General features: G+C 67.8%; 22 protein-coding genes and 1 pseudogene. 12 read left to right on the top strand and 11 right to left on the bottom strand.

Going from position 1 to position 20,090, the window contains the following annotated elements:
• Window positions 1–316: pseudogene (locus tag ACXJLU_RS27765) on the top strand (Y-family DNA polymerase); the annotation flags it as partial.
• On the opposite strand, the gene ACXJLU_RS27760 reads toward ACXJLU_RS27765, so the two are convergent.
• Genes ACXJLU_RS27760 through ppx form a run of 3 tightly spaced genes read right to left on the bottom strand, consistent with a single transcriptional unit; the run spans window position 317 to window position 3,759 of the window.
• Entirely contained in the window at window positions 317–1,009 is a 693-nt protein-coding gene (locus ACXJLU_RS27760; RefSeq protein WP_073468538.1) for a hypothetical protein, read from the bottom strand.
• Window positions 1,002–2,192: an AAA family ATPase gene (locus ACXJLU_RS27755; RefSeq protein WP_457336566.1), complete on the bottom strand. Its 1,191-nt coding sequence runs from the start codon at window positions 2,190–2,192 to the stop codon at window positions 1,002–1,004. The genes ACXJLU_RS27760 and ACXJLU_RS27755 overlap by 8 nt, the downstream gene beginning before the upstream one ends.
• A 55-nt stretch (window positions 2,193–2,247) precedes the next feature.
• Window positions 2,248–3,759 (bottom strand): exopolyphosphatase, encoded by a 1,512-nt coding sequence (gene ppx / locus ACXJLU_RS27750; RefSeq protein WP_457336564.1) that lies wholly within the window; start codon window positions 3,757–3,759, stop codon window positions 2,248–2,250.
• A gap of 115 nt (window positions 3,760–3,874) precedes the next feature.
• On the opposite strand from ppx, the gene ACXJLU_RS27745 reads away from it, so the two are divergent.
• Entirely contained in the window at window positions 3,875–4,687 is an 813-nt protein-coding gene (locus ACXJLU_RS27745) for a dienelactone hydrolase family protein (protein WP_457336562.1), read from the top strand.
• A 59-nt stretch (window positions 4,688–4,746) separates the two neighbouring features.
• Window positions 4,747–5,523, top strand: coding sequence for a ZIP family metal transporter (locus ACXJLU_RS27740; protein ID WP_073468540.1), 777 nt, complete (start codon window positions 4,747–4,749; stop codon window positions 5,521–5,523).
• 3 nt (window positions 5,524–5,526) lie between these two features.
• Here the strand turns inward: ACXJLU_RS27740 and ACXJLU_RS27735 are convergent, their stop codons facing one another.
• The 4 genes from ACXJLU_RS27735 to ACXJLU_RS27720 all read right to left on the bottom strand — a co-directional run bounded on the left by ACXJLU_RS27735 (window position 5,527) and on the right by ACXJLU_RS27720 (window position 8,966).
• Window positions 5,527–5,961 carry a universal stress protein gene (locus tag ACXJLU_RS27735; protein ID WP_056810045.1) on the bottom strand — a complete coding sequence of 145 codons (435 nt, stop codon included), beginning with the start codon at window positions 5,959–5,961 and terminating at the stop codon, window positions 5,527–5,529.
• Between the two features lie 88 nt (window positions 5,962–6,049).
• Complete coding sequence (locus ACXJLU_RS27730; RefSeq protein WP_457336560.1) at window positions 6,050–6,904, bottom strand: sulfurtransferase; 855 nt, start codon at window positions 6,902–6,904, stop codon at window positions 6,050–6,052.
• A gap of 11 nt (window positions 6,905–6,915) precedes the next feature.
• Window positions 6,916–7,809, bottom strand: coding sequence for a DMT family transporter (locus ACXJLU_RS27725; RefSeq protein ID WP_457336558.1), 894 nt, complete (start codon window positions 7,807–7,809; stop codon window positions 6,916–6,918).
• A 32-nt stretch (window positions 7,810–7,841) separates the two neighbouring features.
• Window positions 7,842–8,966, bottom strand: coding sequence for an aromatic ring-hydroxylating oxygenase subunit alpha (locus ACXJLU_RS27720; RefSeq protein ID WP_457336556.1), 1,125 nt, complete (start codon window positions 8,964–8,966; stop codon window positions 7,842–7,844).
• A 221-nt stretch (window positions 8,967–9,187) separates the two neighbouring features.
• On the opposite strand from ACXJLU_RS27720, the gene ACXJLU_RS27715 reads away from it, so the two are divergent.
• From ACXJLU_RS27715 to ACXJLU_RS27680, 8 genes are all read left to right on the top strand, one after another.
• Window positions 9,188–9,430 (top strand): exodeoxyribonuclease VII small subunit, encoded by a 243-nt coding sequence (locus tag ACXJLU_RS27715; RefSeq protein WP_073468544.1) that lies wholly within the window; start codon window positions 9,188–9,190, stop codon window positions 9,428–9,430.
• On the top strand, window positions 9,427–10,314 hold the full coding sequence (locus ACXJLU_RS27710; RefSeq protein WP_073468545.1) for a polyprenyl synthetase family protein: 888 nt from the start codon (window positions 9,427–9,429) through the stop codon (window positions 10,312–10,314). Before ACXJLU_RS27715 ends, ACXJLU_RS27710 begins: the two co-directional genes overlap by 4 nt.
• A gap of 7 nt (window positions 10,315–10,321) precedes the next feature.
• A complete protein-coding gene (gene dxs, locus ACXJLU_RS27705) occupies window positions 10,322–12,211 on the top strand; it encodes a 1-deoxy-D-xylulose-5-phosphate synthase (protein WP_457336553.1) in 1,890 nt (629 codons plus the stop codon).
• Between the two features lie 99 nt (window positions 12,212–12,310).
• Window positions 12,311–13,102, top strand: coding sequence for a GTP cyclohydrolase FolE2 (gene folE2 / locus ACXJLU_RS27700; protein WP_457336551.1), 792 nt, complete (start codon window positions 12,311–12,313; stop codon window positions 13,100–13,102).
• Between the two features lie 43 nt (window positions 13,103–13,145).
• Entirely contained in the window at window positions 13,146–14,402 is a 1,257-nt protein-coding gene (locus ACXJLU_RS27695; protein WP_457336549.1) for a lipoprotein-releasing ABC transporter permease subunit, read from the top strand.
• Window positions 14,395–15,081: a lipoprotein-releasing ABC transporter ATP-binding protein LolD gene (gene lolD / locus ACXJLU_RS27690; protein WP_457336547.1), complete on the top strand. Its 687-nt coding sequence runs from the start codon at window positions 14,395–14,397 to the stop codon at window positions 15,079–15,081. The genes ACXJLU_RS27695 and lolD overlap by 8 nt, the downstream gene beginning before the upstream one ends.
• Before the next feature lie 277 nt (window positions 15,082–15,358).
• Window positions 15,359–15,589, top strand: coding sequence for a hypothetical protein (locus tag ACXJLU_RS27685; protein WP_457336545.1), 231 nt, complete (start codon window positions 15,359–15,361; stop codon window positions 15,587–15,589).
• 311 nt (window positions 15,590–15,900) lie between these two features.
• The gene (locus ACXJLU_RS27680) at window positions 15,901–16,413 is read left to right on the top strand and encodes a hypothetical protein (protein WP_457336544.1); all 513 of its coding nucleotides are present in this window, start codon (window positions 15,901–15,903) and stop codon (window positions 16,411–16,413) included.
• Between the two features lie 92 nt (window positions 16,414–16,505).
• On the opposite strand, the gene ACXJLU_RS27675 is transcribed toward ACXJLU_RS27680, so the two are convergent.
• On the bottom strand, window positions 16,506–16,985 hold the full coding sequence (locus tag ACXJLU_RS27675) for a GNAT family N-acetyltransferase (RefSeq protein WP_457336542.1): 480 nt from the start codon (window positions 16,983–16,985) through the stop codon (window positions 16,506–16,508).
• Window positions 16,986–17,056: 71 nt separating this feature from the next.
• On the opposite strand from ACXJLU_RS27675, the gene ACXJLU_RS27670 reads away from it, so the two are divergent.
• On the top strand, window positions 17,057–17,692 hold the full coding sequence (locus ACXJLU_RS27670; RefSeq protein WP_457336540.1) for an ORF6N domain-containing protein: 636 nt from the start codon (window positions 17,057–17,059) through the stop codon (window positions 17,690–17,692).
• Between the two features lie 16 nt (window positions 17,693–17,708).
• On the opposite strand, the gene ACXJLU_RS27665 is transcribed toward ACXJLU_RS27670, so the two are convergent.
• From ACXJLU_RS27665 to tagH, 3 genes are all read right to left on the bottom strand, one after another.
• On the bottom strand, window positions 17,709–18,290 hold the full coding sequence (locus tag ACXJLU_RS27665) for an OmpA family protein (protein ID WP_457336538.1): 582 nt from the start codon (window positions 18,288–18,290) through the stop codon (window positions 17,709–17,711).
• Between the two features lie 95 nt (window positions 18,291–18,385).
• Entirely contained in the window at window positions 18,386–19,192 is an 807-nt protein-coding gene (locus ACXJLU_RS27660) for a PP2C family protein-serine/threonine phosphatase (protein ID WP_083614665.1), read from the bottom strand.
• A 35-nt stretch (window positions 19,193–19,227) separates the two neighbouring features.
• The coding region (gene tagH, locus ACXJLU_RS27655) for a type VI secretion system-associated FHA domain protein TagH (RefSeq protein WP_457336535.1) at window positions 19,228–20,090 on the bottom strand (863 nt) is incomplete at its 5' end.

The raw sequence follows: 20,090 nt of genomic DNA, 5'->3' as shown, positions 1-20,090 counted from the left end.
TGGCGGGGCCGCGCCGCCGCTGCGCCGTGCCGAGCTGCTGCAGCACGGCGCGCTGGTGCGGCCGGTGTGGCTGCTGCCGCAGGCGATGCCCTTGCCGCAGAAGCAGTCGCAGCCGATGTTCGACGGCCACCTGCTGCAACTGCTGGCCGGGCCGGAGCGCATCGAGGCCGGCTGGTGGGATGGCGACGCGGTCGAGCGCGACTACTTCATCGCGCAGCTGCCCGACGGCGCGCTGGTGTGGATCTACCGCGCGCGGCTGCCGCTGTCTGCGCAGTCGGAGGGCGAGGGGTGGTTCCTGCAGGGGCGGTTCGGGTGATCAATGAACACCAAAGACAGCGAGCGTGTCGTTGGCAAACTGCCTCGCCCGCGAGCAGCGCTCCGCGACCTGGGCCCAATTCGCCGTGACCCGTGGGGCCGCAAGCAGCACATCCGGCCGCGATTTCCGGAAGCGGTACGCGAGTGGCAATTGCCGAAGGCGTGGCCCGATGTCCACTCGACACTCGAGTGCTTCCAGCAACGCATGGTCAGCCGGCAGGGTCGCTGCGGCAACCCACGCATCGGTGCTCATCGCGGGCAGGCACACGATGCCGGTCGGCCCGGGCTGCGCAGGATGGAGCCAGCTCAACAGCACGGCATGCAGCGCGCTCGCAGCGGCGGCCGTGGGCGGGCAGGGGTTGTCGCAAGGCAGTGGCTTCCAGATGTCGGCCGGTGCCATCGCGATATCGGCATATGAAAAACCGGCGACATCGGCGTCCAGGTGCAACACCACTGCATCGAAACTCTTCAACGTCGGATCAGTGTTCAGCGGGCCGGCGTGTCGAGTCGCCACGTCCTTGCACCACTTCAGCACACCACCCCATCCACCACCCAGCCTGGGCAGGGTCGATTCAGGCTGCAGTTGCACCAGCTCGAAGGTGCGAGGGGACAGCACGGCCTGCAGTGCGGCCTTCAGGATTTCTCTCTCGGTCAGCGACCCTTCCGCCACCAACGCAATGCGCAGGTCAGACATCCGGCACCGCCCCGAGGTGCCCCATCGGCCACAGGCGTGACAGCGGGTATTGCTGGTTCAAGGCCGCCAGTTCGGGCGTCATCTCGATGCGATGCACGCTGGTATGCCCCAAGTTGTTGCGGCCCACCGCGAACAGGCGGACAGCATCGTTGGAGAGATCCAGGCCGTCCAGCACCGCAGGATTGTGCGCGGTGAACAAGAGCTGCCGGGGCGGCGATCCTCGCTGAGTCAGCCAGCCATGCAGCCTCTGGACCAGGGCCTTGACGAGTCGCGGGTTCAGCGCCTGATCCAGGTTGTCGATGGCGAGCACCGACGGCCCCCGCTCTGCCAGACACAAGGCGGCGCAATACAAGACATACAGCGCCCCTTCGCTGGCGTCGTAGGCTGTCAGCTCGTTGCGGCTGGCGGCCATGTAGCGGTCAGTGAACTTCAGCACCGTCTGTGCGCGTGGAACCGAAGGCGACAGCAATGTTTGCGTGCTGCGCGTGGTGCTCACGTCGGAAGCCCAGTCCAGCATGCCCAACAGATCGTCCAACAGCCCCGATTCGTCTGCCAATGCCGAATGCCTCAGATCGTCGATGGCTTCCGCGAGGCGGCCACCCGACAGACCGACCGGCTCGCGGGTCTGTTGATCGGGCACCATCCCTCGCAGCGTTGGCGTATTCGGGCAGTAAATGGCGTATTGCTGAAGCTCGGCAAGCAGGTCAGCTGCGGCGCTGCCAGGCTCCAGATCCACCATGCGAAGCGCCGCCAACCCGGATTTGGGATTGAGGTTGCGCTTGTTGCGAACGCCATCGGAGACGATGACTTCTCCGCCCTGTTCCAGTCGCTCGGTCTTGAACGTCCAGGCGGGTTCGGGAGACTCCAGCGGATTCAGCAGCGAAACGCGGTACGTCGCACCCTGGTCCGATACGGCTTCGATGCCGATGTGCGGCTGCGCCGGCGTGCCTCGGAACGAGCTCTTGTAGAGCCGCGGCAGTCCGGCGCGCACCCCCCGTCGCAACAAGGCCTCATCATCCACCATCCCATTCGCTGCTGCGCCGAGGACGCCGATGGCCTCCAGGATGTTGCTCTTGCCGACCCCGTTCGCGCCGATGAAGCAGTTGACGGTCCCCAGTTCGAGACCGCTGTCGCCGAGGTCATGAATGGACTTGAATCCGTTTATCTTGATCGTCTTGATCACGGCCGTACTCCAGGTTCACTGCGCAGTTCGGCGACGATTCTCGGCGCAGAACACATCATCTCGGCTTCAGCACCAGCTTCAACAGGTTGCTCTTCTGCCACGCATCGACCTCCTCGTTCAGCAGGAACATCGTGCGCGGATGGGTCTGCGCCCAGGCCTCGGTGAAGCCGAGCGTCGCCTGCCGGCCGGCCAGCTGCAGCTGCAACGCCGTCGCATCGACCGGCCCACGCGCATGGCACTTGATGATCGCAAGCCGCAGGCACATCACCTGGGCCGCGAAATCCGCGTTCGCGAGCTGCGGCTCCACCTTGCGCAGCCCGCCGCGCTGCGCCAGCACCAGCTCCGCGAGCCGGCGCTGCTGCGATTGCGAAAACCCCGCCGCGTCGACATTGCCCAGCACGTAGGCACTGTGCCGGTGGTGGTCGTGGTGCGAGATCATCATGCCCATTTCGTGAAGCGCGCAGGCCCAGCGCAGCTCGCGCGCCTGGATCGGGCTGCGCTGCGGTGCCGCGCTGGCATGCAGCGCATCGGCCACGCCGGCCACCCGCCACGCCTGCGTGCTGTCGACCTCGAAGCGCCGCTGCATCTCGACCACCGAGGCATCGCGCATGTCGTGCCCGTCGTGGCCTTCGCGGTCGCGCGATTCGGCATGCAGCCGCTCGTCGAGGTCGAAGATCACGCCCTGGCGCAACGCCCCGCGCGCCGGCTGCAGCAGCTGGATGCCGAAGTGCGTGGCCAGCGTGTACAGGATCGCGAGGCCGCCGGCGATCACCGCGCGGCGGTCTTCCTTCAGCCCCGGCAGGCTCAGCTTGTCGATGCGGCCGGCCTTCAGGCACTGCTCGATGCACCAGCGCAGCCCGTCGGGCGTGATCGCGCCGTCGGTGATGCCGCTCGCCTGCAGCAGCTGCGACACCGCACCGGCCGTGCCCGACGAGCCCAGCGCCTCGCGCCAGTGCTGCGGCGCGAACGGCGCCAGCGCTTCTTCGAGCTCGGCACCGGCGGCCACCTGCGCGGCGCGGAACGCGGCCTCGGTGAAGCGGCCGTCGGCGAAGTAGCGCATCGACAGGCTGACGCTGCCGACCTGGAACGACTCGGCGCGCAGCGGCGTGCGGCCCTGCCCGAGGATCATCTCGGTCGAGCGCCCGCCGATGTCGATCACCAGCCGGGGGTCTTCCGACGGCTGCAGCCGCGCGACGCCGGCATAGATCAGCCGCGCTTCCTCGCGGCCCGAGATCACCTCGATCTGCAGGCCCAGCACCTCTTGAGCGCGCAGCAGGAAGGCGTCGCGGTTGCGCGCCTCGCGCAGCGTCTGCGTCGCGACGGCGCGCACCTGGCCCGGCTCGTAGCCGCGCAGGCGCTGCGCGAAGCGGCCCAGGCAGGTCAGGCCGCGCAGCATCGCGTCTTCGGTCAACAGGCCCGACTTGTCGAGGCCGGCGCCGAGGCGCACGGTCTCCTTCAGGTAATCGATGCGCTTGTAGCGGCCGGGGCTCAGTTCGCCGATCTCCAGGCGGAAGCTGTTGGAGCCCATGTCGATGGCCGCAAGGTGGTCGGGGAATCGGCTGGTCATGCGGGCGATTCTCACTTGGTTTGCCGGCAGACCTCGTCGCGGCCAGGGGCTGCATCGAGAAAATAGAATCGCGCCCACCCACACGGGCCAACTCACACGCATCAGGGGGATCGCCATGCTCGTCACCGCAGGCCAGGGCTATGCCGCATCGGTGCAGCCGATCACCGCCCATGCCATCGTCACCGATGCCCATGGCCTGGCCGCCGGGCCGGTCACGATCCCGGTTGGCGGGTTCGAGATGCCGGCCTACCGTGCGATGCCGGCCGGCGGCACCGCGCTGCCGGTGATCGTCGTCATCAGCGAGATCTTCGGCGTGCACGAGCACATCGCCGACGTGGCGCGGCGCTTCGCGAAACAGGGCTACCTCGCGATCGCGCCCGAGCTGTTCGTGCGCCAGGGCGATGCGAAGGCCTACACCGACGTGGCCCTGCTGCACTCGGAGCTGATCAGCCAGGTGCCCGACACGCAGGTGCTGAACGACCTCGATGCCACCGTCAGCTGGGCCGCGACGCAAGGCGGAGACGTGTCGCGGCTGGGCGTGACCGGCTTCTGCTGGGGTGGGCGCGTCACCTGGCTCTTCGACGCGCACAACGCCGCGGTGAAGGCCGGCGTGGCTTGGTACGGCAAGCTGGCGACGCCGGCCACCGAGTTGCAGCCGCGCCGCCCGGTCGACATCGCCGGCCAACTGCACGGCCCGGTGCTCGGCCTCTACGGCGGGGCCGACACCAGCATCCCGCTTGACACGGTTGATAAGATGAAATCAGCCTTGGCCGTGGGGGGTGCTGCAGCCAAGGCTTCCGAGATCGTGATCTATCCCGACGCGCCGCATGCGTTCCATGCCGACTACCGGCCGAGCTATCGGCCCGAGGCGGCCCAGGACGGCTGGCGGCGTGGCCTCGACTGGTTCAAGGCGCACGGCGTCGCCTGAGTTGCCCCTGGCTTTGCCCGAGCCGCGCACATCGCGCGGCTTTTGTTTGATCGAATCCCATGACCCTCCTCTACATCGTGCTCGCGACCTTTGCCGGCGGGCTGCTGTCGGTGTTGCTCGCCGCGAGCCTGACGATCAACGTGCTGGGCCGCATCGTGCACCACCTGGTCAGCCTGTCGGCCGGCGTGCTGCTGGGCACCGCGCTGCTGAACATCCTGCCCGAGGCGTTCGAGAGCAAGGCCAGCCCGCAGAGCCTGTTCATGACGCTGCTGGCCGGGCTGCTGTTCTTCTTCCTGCTCGAGAAGGCCGAGCTGTACCGCCACGGCCATCACCATGAAGGCGACGAGCACCACCACCACCACGGCTTCGACAAGCACCAGGCCGGCCGCGGCGGCTGGACGGTGCTGCTGGGCGACAGCATCCACAACTTCTGCGACGGCATCATCATCGCGGCGGCCTTCCTGACCGACACGCGGCTGGGCATGTTCACGGCGCTGGCGATCATCGCGCACGAGATCCCGCAGGAGGTGGGCGACTACATCGTGCTGCTGAACGCCGGGCTGTCACGCCGCAAGGCGCTGCTCTACAACGCGATGTCGGGCATGGCCGCGGTGGTCGGCGGCGTGGTGGGCTACGTGGTGGTCGGGCCGTGGGAAGCCTTGTTCCCGTACCTGCTGGTGGTGGCGTCGAGCAGCTTCATCTACGTGGCGGTGGCCGACCTGATCCCGCAGCTGCAGCACCGGTTGTCGGCGAAGGACACCGCGGCCCAGCTGGCGTGGCTGGGCGTCGGGCTGGCGATCGTGATCTTCGTCGCCAGCCACGCGCACCATCACTGATGGCTATCGGACGACCAGCACCGGCACCTTGCTGTGCGTCAGCACCTTCTGCGTCTCGCTGCCCAGCAGCAGCGCGCTGACGCCGCGCCGGCCGTGCGAGGCCATCACGATCAGGTCGCACTCTTGCCGGCGGGCGTGGTCGATGATCGCCTCCCACGGGTGCAGGGCCTCCAGAGTGTGGGCCTCGCAAGGCACGCCGAGCGCGACGCAGTCGTCGCGCACCGCCTTGACCCGCGTTGATGCGATGCGCTCTTGCGCGTCGAAGAACTCCTGCGGCGGCGTCGGCTGCATCTCCGAGATCGCGCTGTACGGGAACGGCTCCTTGACACTCAGCGTGTAGACCCGCGCGTTGACCGACTTGGCCAGCGCGATGGCCGTGTCGGTCGCCTTCTTCGTGATGTCCGAACCGTCGGTCGGAACCAGGATGCGGTGGAACATGGTCACCTCCTGAAAGTGGGAACAGGATGGACTTCACCCGGAAGTCCAGTGTTCCCCAGAAGGCGCCCGCGGTGGCCGCTATCCCGCGTCAGAGACGAGGAGATTTCTCCGTCGGACGAGCGCTGTCGGAGGACCATTCGCTCCACGAACCCGGGTACAGCGCGGCCCCGCCCAGCCCGGCGATTTCCATCGCCAGCAGGTTGTGGCAGGCGGTGACGCCCGAGCCGCACTGGTTCACCACCGATTCCGGCGCGCGGCCGTCGAGCGCGGCGAGGAACTCGGCGCGCAACTGGTCGGCCGGCTTGAAGCGGCCGTCCGGCTGCAGGTTGTCCTTGAAGAAGCGGTTCTTCGCGCCGGGAATGTGGCCGGCCACCGCATCGATCGGCTCGACCTCGCCGCGGTAGCGTTCCGGCGCGCGGGCATCCAGCACCAGCACCTCGCCCAGGCGCTGTTGAAGCTGACCGGCGTCGATCGTCGGCCGCTGCGGCGCGGCATCGGGGTAGGGCGCGGCCGGCACCGGCTGCGCGATCTGCTGCGACAACGCGCCGCCGGCCGCCTGCCACGCAGCGAGCCCGCCATCGAGCACGCGCACCGCCGGGTGGCCCATCCACAGCAGCACCCACCAGGCGCGCACCGCATACATCGCCGCCTGGCGGTCGTACACGACGACCTCGCGCCCCGGCACGATGCCGATGCCGCCCATCCAGCGCGCGTAGTCGCCGCGATCGGCGAGCGGGTGACGGCCATTGCGGCCGGTCTTCGGGCCCGACAGGTCCTCGTTCAGGTTCACGTACAGCGCGCCGGGGATGTGGCCCTCGCGGAAGCTGCGCTCGCCGACGGTGGCATCGGCGAGGTCGAAGCTGCAGTCGAGCACCAGTGGCGGCTGGGTTTGGTCCAGCGCCTGTTGCAGTTCGGAAGCGGAGATCAGCGGCGGTCGGATCATCGGAGGGCCTTTCAGCTTTCGGGCAGGACGGAAATGTCGCGCTGCGGCGGAGACTCCTGGCGCAGCCGCAGCGCGGCGAGCCCGGCCCCCACGATCAGCACCATGCCGGCCAGCGCCATCCAGGTGACCGGATCGCTGAAGATCAGCACGCCGTACGCGAACGAGAACGCGATGCCCAGGTACTGCAGGCTCGCGTTGACCAGCGTCTTGCCGGTGCTGTAGGCCCGGGTCATCAGCAGTTGCGCGGTGGTCGCCAGCAGGCCGACGGCCAGCAGCAGTGCCGCGCCGGTCCAGGTGTGCGCATGCACGCCGTTCCACAGCATGCTGAGCGCGCCGGCCAGCACGCCGCCGAGCGAGAAGTAGAAGACGATGCGCGATTCCGGCTCGCCCGCCTTGCCGAGCGCCGAGACCTGCAGGTAGGCGGTGGCCGAGACCACGCCCGACAGCAGCCCGATCAGGCCGTGCCACAGCTGGTTCTCGGCGATCGTCGGCCGCAGGATCAGCCCGACGCCGATGAAGCCGCACAGCACCGTCGCGATCAGCCGGCCGTCGACGCGGGCGGTGCCCAGCACCGCGGCGCCGCCGATCAGGAACAGCGTCATCCATACCGACGACATGTAGTTCAGCGTCATCGACGTCGCCAGCGGCAGGTTGCCGATCGAGTAGAACCACAGGCACAGCGCCGACACGCCGGTCAGGCTGCGCCAGAAGTGCATCGATGGCACGTTGGTGCGCAAGGTGCCGCCGCGCCAGCGCGTGAGCGCCGCCAGCAGCAGCGTGCCGGTCAGGCCGCGGTAGAAGACGATCTCGCCGGCCGGGTAGTAGGCGGACGCGAGCTTCACGCAGACCCCCATGCTGGCGAACAGGAACGACGCGAGGATCATCAGGACGGGGGCGGAGCGCATCGGGCGATTCTCACCCGGCGCGCGATGCCCCGTCACACGGCGAGCTTCATCGCCTTGCGGTACCACGCATGGAACTCCTCCATGCCGTCTTCCATCGGCGTCTGGTACGGGCCGACCTCGTTGTCGCCGCGCTCGTGCAGCGCGCGCCGGCCGGCGTCCATGCGCAGCGCGATCTCGTCGTCCTCGACGCAGGTCTCGAGGTAGGCCGCCTGGTTCGCGTCGACGAACTCGCGCTCGAAAGCCGCGATCTCTTCCGGGTAGAAGAACTCGACGACGTTCAGCGTCTTCTGCGGCCCCTTCGGGTACAGCGTCGACACCACCAGCACGTGCGGGTACCACTCGACCATCACGTTCGGGTAATAGGTGAGCCAGATCGCGCCGTGCGCCGGCACCGGGTTGTCGAAGCGGCCGCTGCGAAACGCCAGCACCGCGTCGTGCCACTTGCGGTAGGTGTCGGAGCCGGCCTTCGCGAGCGCGTTCTTCGGGCCGACCGTCTGCACCGAATGGTGGCGGCCGAACTCCCAGGCCAGGTCGTCGCAGCTGACGAACTGGCTCAGCCCCGGGTGGAACGGCCCGACGTGGTAGTCCTCCAGGTAGACCTCGATGAAGGTCTTCCAGTTGTAGTCGCACTCGTGCATGTGCACGCGGTCGAGCACGTAGCCGCTGAAGTCCAGGTCGGCGCGCGGACCGAGGCCGGCCAGGTCGGCGGCCACGTCGCGGCCGTTGGCCTCGAAGACCATGCCGTTCCAGGTCTGCGTCTTGTAGCGGTTCAGGTGCAGGCAGGGGTCGGCCGGGAAGTGCGGCGCGCCGATCAGCTGCCCCTTCAGGTCGTAGGTCCAGCGGTGCAGCGGGCACACGATGTGGCTGCCGGTGTTGCCGCGCCCGCGCAGCATCACCGCCTGGCGGTGCCGGCAGACGTTGGAGATCAGCTCGATCCCTTGTGCGGTGCGCACCAGCGCGCGGCCCTCGCCCTCCTGGGGCAGGGCGTAGTGGTCACCGATGTCGGGAACCGCGAGTTCGTGCCCCAGGTAGCGGGGCCCATGCTGGAAGATGAGCTCCATCTCGCGGCGATGGAGGTCGTCGTCGAAGTACGCGGAAACGGGGAGTTGGGTGTTTTGGCGCTCGAGAGCAGGAAGTGCGAGGCTCAGGTCGGACATGATCCCGAGGGTCTCCTATAACCGATGTGAACGTGCCACCACGGGGCGCTGCCGGGGGTGGGAGGTCTCGCTGCGCACGGCGCGTTGGAACCAGCGAGGGCGGGATTGTAGCTGCGGCGCCGCACGTCGTCCCTCTTTGGGGGGATGAAGTGATGAAGCCGCCGCCGGGTCGTGGATCGCGGGATGGCCGCTGACTACAATGCTTGTTTTTGTGTCACGACATGCCGAAGACCTCTTCCACCCCTGCGCAGACCGATGCGCCCGCCAGCTACGAAGACGCCCTGTCCGAGCTGGAGCGCCTGGTCATCGCGATGGAAGGTGGACAGCTTCCGCTGGAGAAGCTGCTTGAAAGCTACAAGAGGGGTGCAGATCTGCTCAATTACTGCCGCGAGCGCCTGAGCGCCGTCGAGCGGCAGGTGCAGGTGCTCGAAGATGGCCAACTGAAGCCGTGGTCCGGGGGATGAGTTTGATCGAATTCGATGAATGGGCACGCACCGAGCTGGAATCGGTCGAAGCCGCGCTGTCGCGCTGGGTGCCGGTCGAGGCACCGGCCGGCCTCGGCCAGACCATGCGCTACGGCGTGCTCGACGGCGGCAAGCGGCTGCGCCCGCTGCTGGTGCTCGCCGCGGCCCGGGCGGTCGACGGCCAGTGCGAAGCAGCGCTGCGGGCCGCCTGCGCGGTGGAACTGATCCACGCCTACTCGCTGATCCACGACGACATGCCCTGCATGGACAACGACGTGCTGCGCCGCGGCAAGCCGACGGTGCACGTGCAATACGGCGAAGCGCAGGCGATGCTGGCCGGCGACGCGATGCAGGCGCTGGCCTTCGAGGTGCTGACGCCCGACGAGGGCGTCGAGCCGGCGCTGCAGGCCCGCTTGTGCTCGCTGCTGGCGCGCTCGGCCGGCCATGCCGGGATGGCCGGCGGCCAAGCGATCGACCTGGCCAGCATCGGGGCCACCCTCGACGAGCGCACGCTGCGCGACATGCACCACCGCAAGACCGGCGCCCTGCTGCAGGCCAGCGTGCTGATGGGGGCGGCCTGCGGCCGCACGAATCCGGTGGCCTGGCAGGCCCTGGCGGAGTATGGTGACGCCCTGGGCCTGGCGTTCCAGGTGGTCGACGACATCCTCGACGTGACGCAGGCTTCCGAAACCCTCGGCAAGACCGCCGGCAAGGACATGGACAACAACAAGCCGACCTACGTCAGCGTGCTGGGCCTGGAGCCCGCGCGCCGGCATGCCGCGCAGCTGCGCGACCAGGCCCATGCGGCGCTGGTGCGCAGCGGCCTCCCGAGCACCCGCCTGCTGGACATGCTGGCCGACAAAGTGGTCGAACGTGATTCCTGAGCCGCCGATGAACCACACCCTGCTGCACACCATCCAGAGCCCGGCCGACATTCGCCGGCTGTCGCGCGTCGAGCTCCAGCAGCTGTCGAGCGAGCTGCGCGACTTCCTGCTGCACAGCGTCGCCGAGACCGGCGGGCACCTGTCGTCCAACCTCGGCACGGTGGAGCTCACCGTCGCGCTGCACCACGTCTTCAACACGCCGCACGACCGGCTGGTGTGGGACGTCGGCCACCAGACCTACCCGCACAAGATCGTCACCGGCCGGCGCGAGCGCATGGCCACGCTGCGCCAGGCGGGCGGGCTGTCGGGCTTTCCGCGGCGCGACGAGAGCGAGTACGACACCTTCGGCACCGCGCACTCGTCGACCTCGATCTCGGCCGCGCTCGGCATGGCGATGGCCGCCAAGCTGAAGGGCGAGGAGCGCCGCTCGGTGGCGATCATCGGCGACGGCGCGATGACCGCCGGCATGGCCTTCGAGGCGCTGAACAACGCCGGCGTGTCGCAGGCCAACATGCTGGTGGTGCTGAACGACAACGACATGTCGATCTCGCCGCCGGTCGGTGCGCTGAACAAGTACCTGGCGCGGCTGATGAGCGGCAAGTTCTACGCCGCCGCGCGCGAGGGTGCGAAATCGGTGCTGAAGAACGCGCCGCCGCTGTTCGAGCTGGCGCGCCGCTTCGAGGAGCATGCGAAGGGCATGGTCGTGCCCGGCACGATCTTCGAGGAGTTCGGCTTCACCTACGTCGGCCCGATCGACGGCCACGACCTCGATTCGCTGATCCCCACGCTCGAGAACCTGCGCGACCGGCCGGGCCCGCAGTTCCTGCACGTCGTCACGAAGAAGGGCTACGGCTACAAGCTGGCCGAGGCCGATCCGGTCAAGTACCACGCGGCCTCGGGCAAGTTCGATCCGGCCGAGGGTTTCCCGAAGGTCAAGTCCGGCAAGCCGCCGACCTTCACGCAGATCTTCGGCCAGTGGTTGTGCGACATGGCCGAGAAGGACAAGCGGCTGATCGGCATCACGCCGGCGATGCGCGAGGGCTCGGGCATGGTCGAGTTCGAGAAGCGCTTCCCCGAGCGCTACCACGACGTCGGCATCGCCGAGCAGCATGCCGTCACCTTCGCCGCGGGCCTGGCCTGCGAAGGGCTGAAGCCGGTGGTCGCGATCTATTCCACCTTCCTGCAGCGTGCGTACGACCAGCTGGTGCACGACGTCGCGATCCAGAACCTGCCGGTGGTGTTCGCACTCGACCGCGCGGGCCTGGTCGGCGGTGACGGCGCAACGCACGCGGGCGCCTACGACATCGCGTTCCTGCGCTGCATTCCGAACATGAGCGTGCTCGCGCCGGCCGACGAGCGCGAGTGCCGCCAACTGCTCACCACCGCGTTCGAGCAGGACCACCCGGTGGCGGTGCGCTACCCGCGTGGTGCCGGTGCCGGCGTCGCGATCGACCCCGAACTGACGTCGCTGCCCTGGGGCAAGGGCGAGGTGCGCCGCCGCGGCGAGCGCATCGCGATCCTGGCCTTCGGCACGTTGCTGTACCCGGCGCTGGCGGCCGGCGAGGCGTTGGGCGCGACCGTGGCCAACATGCGCTACGTGAAGCCGCTCGATGCCGAGCTGGTGGCCGAGCTGGCCCGCACGCACGATGCGATCGTCACGGTCGAAGAGGGCTGCTTGCAAGGCGGAGCCGGCAGCGCCGTGCTCGAGGCACTGCAGGCCGCGAGGATCGAGATCCCGGTGCTGCAGCTGGGCCTGCCCGACGTGTTCGTCGAGCATGGCGATCCGGCCAAGCTGCTGGCGGCATGCGGGCTGGATGCGGCGGGCATCGAGCAGTCGGTGCTGAAGCGCTTCGGTGCGCGCCCGGCGCTGGTGAGGCCGGCAGCCACCCACCGCTGAGCCCGTTTGAACGGCGTCGTCAAGCCCTTTCGCGCATGGGGCGCATCGATTCCTGTCATCCTTCAGGCCGTTGACAGATAGAAGTCCGACATGAATCACATGACGAATTTGAAAGACGCGCTGCACATTCCCGACACGCAGAGCGAGCGCGACGAGCGGCACCTGGCGATCCAGCGTGTCGGCGTGAAGGATGTGCGCTACCCGCTGCAGCTGAAGTTCGGCAAGACCGTGCAGCCGACGATCGGCCAGTGGGAGCTCGACGTGGCGCTGCCGGCCGAGCAGAAGGGCACGCACATGTCGCGCTTCGTCGCGTGGCTCGATGCGCTGCACGAACCGCTCGATGCCGACGGCCTGAAGCTGCGCTTCGCCGAGATGATCGAGAAGCTGCACGCGACGCACGGCCGCGTCGAGGTGAAGTTTCCGTTCTTCATCCGCAAGCGCGCGCCGGTGTCGGGTGTCGAGAGCCTGCTCGACTACCAGGGCAGCTGGGTCGCCGAGATGCGCGACGGCAAGCCGGTCGTGTGGTCGCAGGTGCTGGTGCCGGTGAAGTCGCTGTGCCCGTGCTCGAAGGAGATCTCCGACTACGGCGCGCACAACCAGCGTTCGCACGTGACGATCCGCGCCGAGCTGCTGCAGGACGTGCCGTGGGGCGAATTGGTGCGCTTCGCCGAGAACGCGGCGTCGAGCGAGATCTGGCCGATGCTGAAGCGCGCCGACGAGAAGTGGGTCACCGAGCACGCCTACGAGAACCCGAAGTTCGTCGAGGACCTGGTGCGCGATGTGGCGCTGGCCCTGAATGCCGACCCGCGGATCGGGCGCTACACGGTCGATGTCGAGAACTTCGAGTCGATCCACAACCACAGCGCCTTCGCCCGCATCGAGCGCCTGTGACCGGCGCGATCCGGAGGGCATTCCGGGTAGCATCCGCGCACCTATGAATTGGCCCTACGAACTACAAATCGGCGTGCGCTACACACGTGCCGGCCGCACCGGCCGGCGCAACGGCTTCATCTCCTTCATCTCCGGCGTCTCGATGCTCGGCATCGCGCTCGGCGTCGCGGCGCTGATCATCGTGCTGTCGGTGATGAACGGCTTCCAGAAGGAAGTGCGCGACCGCATGCTGTCGGTCGTCGCCCACGTCGAGGTGATGGACGGCCAGGGGCAGGCGCTGCCCGACTGGCACCTCACCGCGAAGCAGGCGCGCGAGAACCCGCAGGTGATCGGCGCGGCGCCGTTCATCGCGGCGCAGGCGCTGGTCGCGCGCGGCGACGACATGCGCGGCGCGATCATCCGCGGCATCTCGCCGGACGATGAAGCCACGGTCACCGACCTCGCCGCCGAGATCAAGGACAAGACGCTGTCCAAGCTCGTGCCCGGCGAATGGGGCATCGTGCTCGGCATCGGGCTTGCGAGTTCGCTCGGCGTGCACGAGGGCGACAAGATCACGATCGTCGCGCCCGGCGGGCAGGTCACGCCGGCCGGCGTGGTGCCGCGGCTCAAGCAGATGTCGGTGGTCGGCACCTTCAACGCCGGCCACTACGAATACGACAGCGGCCTCGCGATGATCCACGTCGACGATGCCGCCAAGCTGTTCCGCACCGAAGGCCCGACCGGCGTGCAACTGCGCCTGAAGGACCTGTTCCAGGCGCGCGACGTCGCCGAGCAGCTGTCGCAGGCCTTCGGTCCGCAGTTCATCGTCAGCGACTGGACGCGCACCAACCGCAACTGGTTCTCCGCGGTGCAGCTCGAGAAGCGCCTGATGTTCATCATCCTGACGCTGATCGTCGCGGTGGCCGCCTTCAACCTCGTCTCGACCCTCGTGATGACCGTCACCGACAAGCAGGCCGACATCGCGATCCTGCGCACGCTGGGCGCGAGCCCGCGCTCGATCATGGGCATCTTCATGGTGCAGGGCGCGGCGTCCGGCATCATCGGCACGCTGTCGGGCGTCGGCTTCGGGCTGCTGATCGCGCTGAACATCGACGTGATCGTGCCGTTCATCGAGCACCTGCTGCGTACCAGCTTCCTGCCGCCGAGCATCTACCTGATCAGCCGCATGCCGAGCGACCCGCAGGCCGCCGACATCGTGCCGATCACGCTGATCTCGCTGGTGCTGTCGTTCGTCGCGACGCTCTACCCGAGCTGGCGCGCGAGCCGCGTCCAACCGGCGGAGGCACTACGCTATGAGTGACTCGCGCGAACTGGTGATCGATGCGCAGGCGCTGCACAAGCGCTTCAGCGAAGGCGGGCTCGACGTGCACGTGCTGCAGGGCGTGGCGCTCAGCGTGCGGGCCGGCGAGACGGTGGCGGTGGTGGGTGCATCGGGCTCGGGCAAGAGCACGCTGCTGCACCTGATGGGCGGGCTCGAGGCACCCACCAGCGGCGCGGTGCAGCTGAAGGGCCGCGATTTCTCGCACATGAACGCGACGGAGCAGGGCGTCTGGCGCAACCGGCACCTGGGCTTCGTCTACCAGTTCCACCATTTGCTGCCGGAGTTCACCGCGCTCGACAACGTCGCGATGCCGCTGCGCATTCGCCGACTGACGCAGCCCGAGGCGCGTGAGCAGGCCGAGGCGGTGCTCGCGCAGGTGGGCCTGGCGGCGCGCGTGCACCACCGGCCGTCGGAGCTGTCGGGCGGCGAGCGCCAGCGCGTCGCGATCGCGCGGGCATTGGCCGGCAAGCCGGCCTGCGTGCTCGCCGACGAGCCGACCGGCAACCTCGACCGCGAGACGGCCGATGGGGTGTTCGTGCTGATGCTGGAGTTGGCGCGCGTACAGGGCACGGCCTTCGTGATGGTCACGCACGACGAGGCGCTGGCGAAGCGCTGTGATCGGGTGCTGCGGCTGAAGCAGGGGCGGCTGGTCGACTGAGTCGATCGGTGTCGATGCGGGTTGCCATCGCGGGAGCGATGGACGGAGAGCCGCGCGAGAACCTTGCCCCTGCGGGAACGAAATCCAGGCGGTGGTTCACTCATGCAGTGTCTTCACAGCGCAAGGAACTGACATGAACGGAACATCAGCATCGGCCTCGGGTGTCGCAAGCGGTCGCGTCGTCGTGAATCCCGTCGCGGTACCCGAGGGGCAAGGACCTGGGTGCGATCTTCGGGGCAAGATCAGGGCGGCGCTCGTAGCCGCCAGAGGATTCCTCGTGGGCCGTGGCATCCAGACGAGCCTGAATCAATTGAGGGTATCGGCGCTGGCTACCGCGTTCGTGTGCGGTGTTGCTGGCTTGGAAACGGCAATGGCCGTCGCAACGGGTGTCTATCTGGGGCTGACCTTTGGTGGGGATCATCTCGCCCAATTGGTTCTTGCATTGCCCGAGGAGCCCGATGCTCCAGTCCAGCCGGCAACGCCCGATCAAGCAGCTGTCAGGGGCTGACACACCCATGCCCACAGGGTGACGAGGCCCTGGCGAAGAGATGGCCCGTGCTGGAACCGAATCGGCGTTCTGGCCACTCATGCGGTGTCCGGATCAGCAACCTGCAATGCGCGGGTTCGATTCGGACATGCATCGTCTCTACAACTTCTCAAAGATCGGAGTGGCCATGAACACGCGAATACCCGGAATGCTCGACGACCTGCGCAGCAACCCCGTTGATTCAAGAGAGTCGTCTGCACAGCGACCGGCGCGGGCGTGCCCGGCATCGCGATCGTCTGAAACCGTACTTTCACAGCTCACGGGAATCTGACATGCGCGCGAGCATCAGCGAATCACGGAGCAGTTTTGTCATGGGGCGAAAAGACAGCCGAGAGGAACAAAAACAGAAGGAGGGTGTCGGCGCAGAGGTAGAGGAAGTCAGGTCTTGTGCCAAGATTTTTTTGAAATCTCTTGCCGGGTGCTTGGCGGGTACTGCGGTGGTTGTTGGCATCCCAGCCCTTATTTCGAATCTGGGGATCATGGGGTGCGGGGTGGGGATCGTACTCAATGAGTTCAATTGCAGCGCGGGGGCGGCAGTTGGCTTGGGAGGTGTCGCATTGACAACGGGCTTGGTAAGCGTTGGAGCCTATTTTCTGAGCATGGAGCTGGGCAAAAGACTTTCAGGTCAGCAGCAACCGCAGGACGCTTCGACGGATGACGCCAGCGAGGCAGGTTCGGCGTCCTCTTCGTCGGGACAGTTCGACCCATCAATCGAATCGTCGGTGGAGCTGTCATCGCAAGACCTGCCGCCGCAAGAGCGCGGGGGCCAGGAACTCGATCCGTGACTTCCGACATCCCCATTCGCCTGCCCGTTCCGCCACTTGCGCAGCGGCCGGTGAGGCGGAGGGTGTGAATCAGGAGCGCTCGAAGTGTCTCGTCAACTGGACTCGGCCCGCAGCATGCCGGCGTAGATGCCCGGCGACGAGCCTTCGATCACCACCGCGCCGACGGCCTTCTCGTAGAACGCCTTCGGCCCGGCGCTGCCGATGACCGCGTAGGCATAGCCCAGTTCGCGTTGCGCGTGCAGCGCGGCCAGCAGCAGCGCCCGGCCGACACCCTGGCCTTGTACCGCGTCGAGCACGCCCTCGGGGCCGAAGAAGTTCTTGCAGGTCGCGTCATGGCACGCGAAGCCGACGATCTGCTGTTCGCGAACCGCGATGAAGCAGGCGACGGGCAAGCGCCCGATCGCGACGTCGATCTCGGCCACCCAGCCGGGGAAGTGCTCGGCCGCCCAGGCCAGGATGAGCGGCTTCTCGGGCGCAAGCGCGCGCCGCACGGTGATGCCATGGCGGTGCACTGCGGCCAGCGCGTCATCGAGCGGTGGCAGCTTGTAGAGCGTGACGAGCATGTCGGACATGGCGTCGGATGTTACGCGAGGGCGGTCTGTACCGGTGTCTGCACAGACGGTCTCAGCGAGACTGCGGCGCCATGAAGCGAGCAACTTTCACTCCAGGGCTGGCATCTTCCAAGGAAGCCGGCACGTCCGACAAGTCCGATGACCAACAGCCGCAGATCGAAGACCGAATCCTGGTCGTGCGAGGTCAGCGGGTGATCATCGATGCCGATCTGGCGGCGTTGTACGGCGTCACCACCAAGGTGCTGAACCAAGCGGTCAGGCGCAACCTCCGTCGATTTCCAGCCGACTTCCTGCTTTCGTTGAGCCCGGAAGAGAAGGCCGAGGTGGTCACAAACTGTGACCACCTCCGAAAGCTGAAATTCTCGCGGACGGCTCCCTGGGCCTTTACCGAACACGGTGCCATTCAGGCGTCGAACGTGCTCGCATCGAGCCGTGCCATCGACATGGGCATCTACGTCGTGCGGGCGTTCGTGCGACTCAAGGCGGTGGCCGCAGCCCATGCCGACCTCGCCGTGCGGCTGGACGATCTGGAAGAGAAGACGGCCGGTCTTGCGCTCTCGCATGACACATTCAGCCGCAACACCCGCGGCCAACTCAAACAACTGTTCGAAGCGCTCCGCGAACTGATGCGCCCGCCCGATCCGCACAAGCGTCCGATCGGGTTCGTTGCGCTCGAAGAAAAGAGATCTGACGGTCGGAGCGATTGACCCGGCTGATCTCAGCCTACTTCGTGTTCGTCACGATCGTCACCCGCCGGTTCTCCGGCGCCGCCGGCACCGCGCGGTTCAGCAGGTCGTGATCGCCCTTGCCCTCGGCCTTCAGCCGGTCGGCGGCGATGCTGTGCGTCGTCACCAGGTAGTCGCGCACGCTCTCGGCGCGCTGCTGCGACAGCACCATGTTCGCGTCGGGGTTGCCGCGCGGGTCGGCGTGGCCTTCGACGTTGAAGCTGTAGTCGGCCAGCCGGTCGTTCTTCAGCGCGCCGGCCACCACGTCGAGCTGCTGCTTGGCCGATTCGGTCAGCTCCGACGAATTGGTCAGGAACGTGATCAGCAGCGAGGCACTCGCCTTGCGCTCGGGCGTCGAGACACCGGCGCCATCGCGGCTCACTTTCAGGCTGCGCGTGACGACCGGCTCCGGCGGCGGCGTCAGCGCGTCCAGCAGGTTGGCCTCGGTGACCTTGTTGCCCTTCAGCACCCGGGTGTCGCCCATGTCCTGGGCCCACGACGAGGTGGCGAACGCAGCGACCAGTACCAGCCCGGCCGTGCGGCGCAGCGAAGAAGAGAAATTGAAGCTCAGCGTGTCCATCAGGGACCTCCGTACAGATTCCGTGATCATGACCGGTGCCGCCTGCCGTCGGAAGCGACCAAGGTCACGCCCCCCACGATCGAAGGTGCCCGCGTTCAAGGGGTCTTGCCGGCGCTGTCGTCTTCCCACAACCCCGACATCCGGGTGGTTTCCGACGGATCGCCGATCCACACCGCGACCGCGCTGTAGTTGTCCTGCTTCGGCTTGGCCGCGGCGCGGATGGTCTCGCCCATGCGGTCCAGCCAGTCCTCGGCCGAATCGGCGGCGGCAAAGGCCGCCTCGATCGCCCGCTTCGAGAACAGGTCCCACCAGCCGTCGGAGCACAGCAGGAAGGCGTCGCCGTCTTCGATGGGCATGTGCGTCTCGAGCGTACTCGGCTCGACCGGGCCTTCGGTGCCCATCGCGCCGAGCAGCTGGTTCTTGTGCGGGTGGTCGACCGCTTCTTCCGGCGTCAGGTAGCCGGCGTCGACCATGCGCTGCACGACGCTGTCGTCGCGCGTCACGTGGCACACGCGGCCGTGGCGCAGCATGTACAGGCGCGAATCGCCGACGTGCGTCCACAGCGCCTCCTCGCGCCGCGTGTCGATCCACAGTGCGACCAGCGTCGCGTGCATGCGCTCGGCGCTGCGCTTGCCCTGCTGCTGCTCGTTGATCGCCGCATGCGTGTCGCACACCAGCTGGGTCAGGTACTCGGGCGTGGCCTGCGTGGCCGACTGCAGACCGAGCGCGGTCATCCGCACGACCATGTCGGAGGCGACGTTGCCACCCCGGTGCCCACCGGCCCCGTCGGCCAGCACGGCATAGCAGAAGGGCCCGCTGACGCCGTGGCGCAGGTCGTCCTCGTTGCGGCTTCGCCCGCCCACCTCGCTGCGGGCGGCGATCTCGACTTGCAGCATGGCCATGCGTCCTGTGCGGCGGCTTGGGATATCGATGGGGATCAGGTGCCGCCGGGGTGACGCTCTGCGTCCAGGCGGTCCAGCTGGTCTTCATAGGCCTTGATGAAGGCCTTGCCGAACAGCTCGTGGAAATCCTCCTGGGCGTCGTCGTGGATGCGCTGGTAGTGCTGCAGGTACAGCTCCCACAGCTTGGCGCGGCGGTTCATCGGCAGCACGCTGTCGAGCACGCTGTTGCCGGAGAGCTTGCCCTCGAGCTGCGAAGGCTCGAAGCGCTTCAACACGCCTTCGAGCGCGGCGCGCATGCCCACCATCGTGCCGATCGCATGGCCGACCAGGTCGTCCATCGCGTCGTGCACCGCGGCCGGGCCGACCATGAAACCGCGCATCGGCGGCTGCAGCAGCTGCTCGATCGCGGTGCCGGCGTCGGGCGAGAACTTCAGCGGGTTGTTGTTGCGCGCCTGGATCATCGTCACGTCGGCGCGCAGCTCCTGCTTGGCGGCGGCCCGCGTGGCGACCAGCTTCAGCGTGCCGTCCACCGAATGGCGCAGTACCTCGCCGATCACCTTCATCAGCGCCGGGTTCAGGCCCTGCGGCGGCTGCAGGTGGATGCCGGCGCCTTCGCAGAACGCGGCCCACAAGGCCTCGGGCGTGGTGTCGCCGGCGGCGTAGGCCCGGGCGGCGGGCGGCGGCTGCATCGCGACGGGCGGAGTGACCGGCGCGGGGGCCGTGGGCGGCATCGGCGCCAACGGCATCGGGGCCGAGGTCATCAGCGACGGCCGGGCCGGGCGCACGCCGGGCATCGTGGTGGTCGGGGTCAGGTCTTCGCCGCGGATGCGCGCGGCCGGCGGCGCGGCGCGCGGCGGTGCCGGCGGGCGTGGTGCGCTGACCTGCGTCATGTTGGGGT

The sequence above is a fragment of the Rhizobacter sp. P5_C2 genome (genome assembly GCF_054049715.1).
The sequence above is the reverse complement of the archived record's forward strand: the minus strand, read 5'-3'. Positions and strand labels throughout refer to the sequence as shown.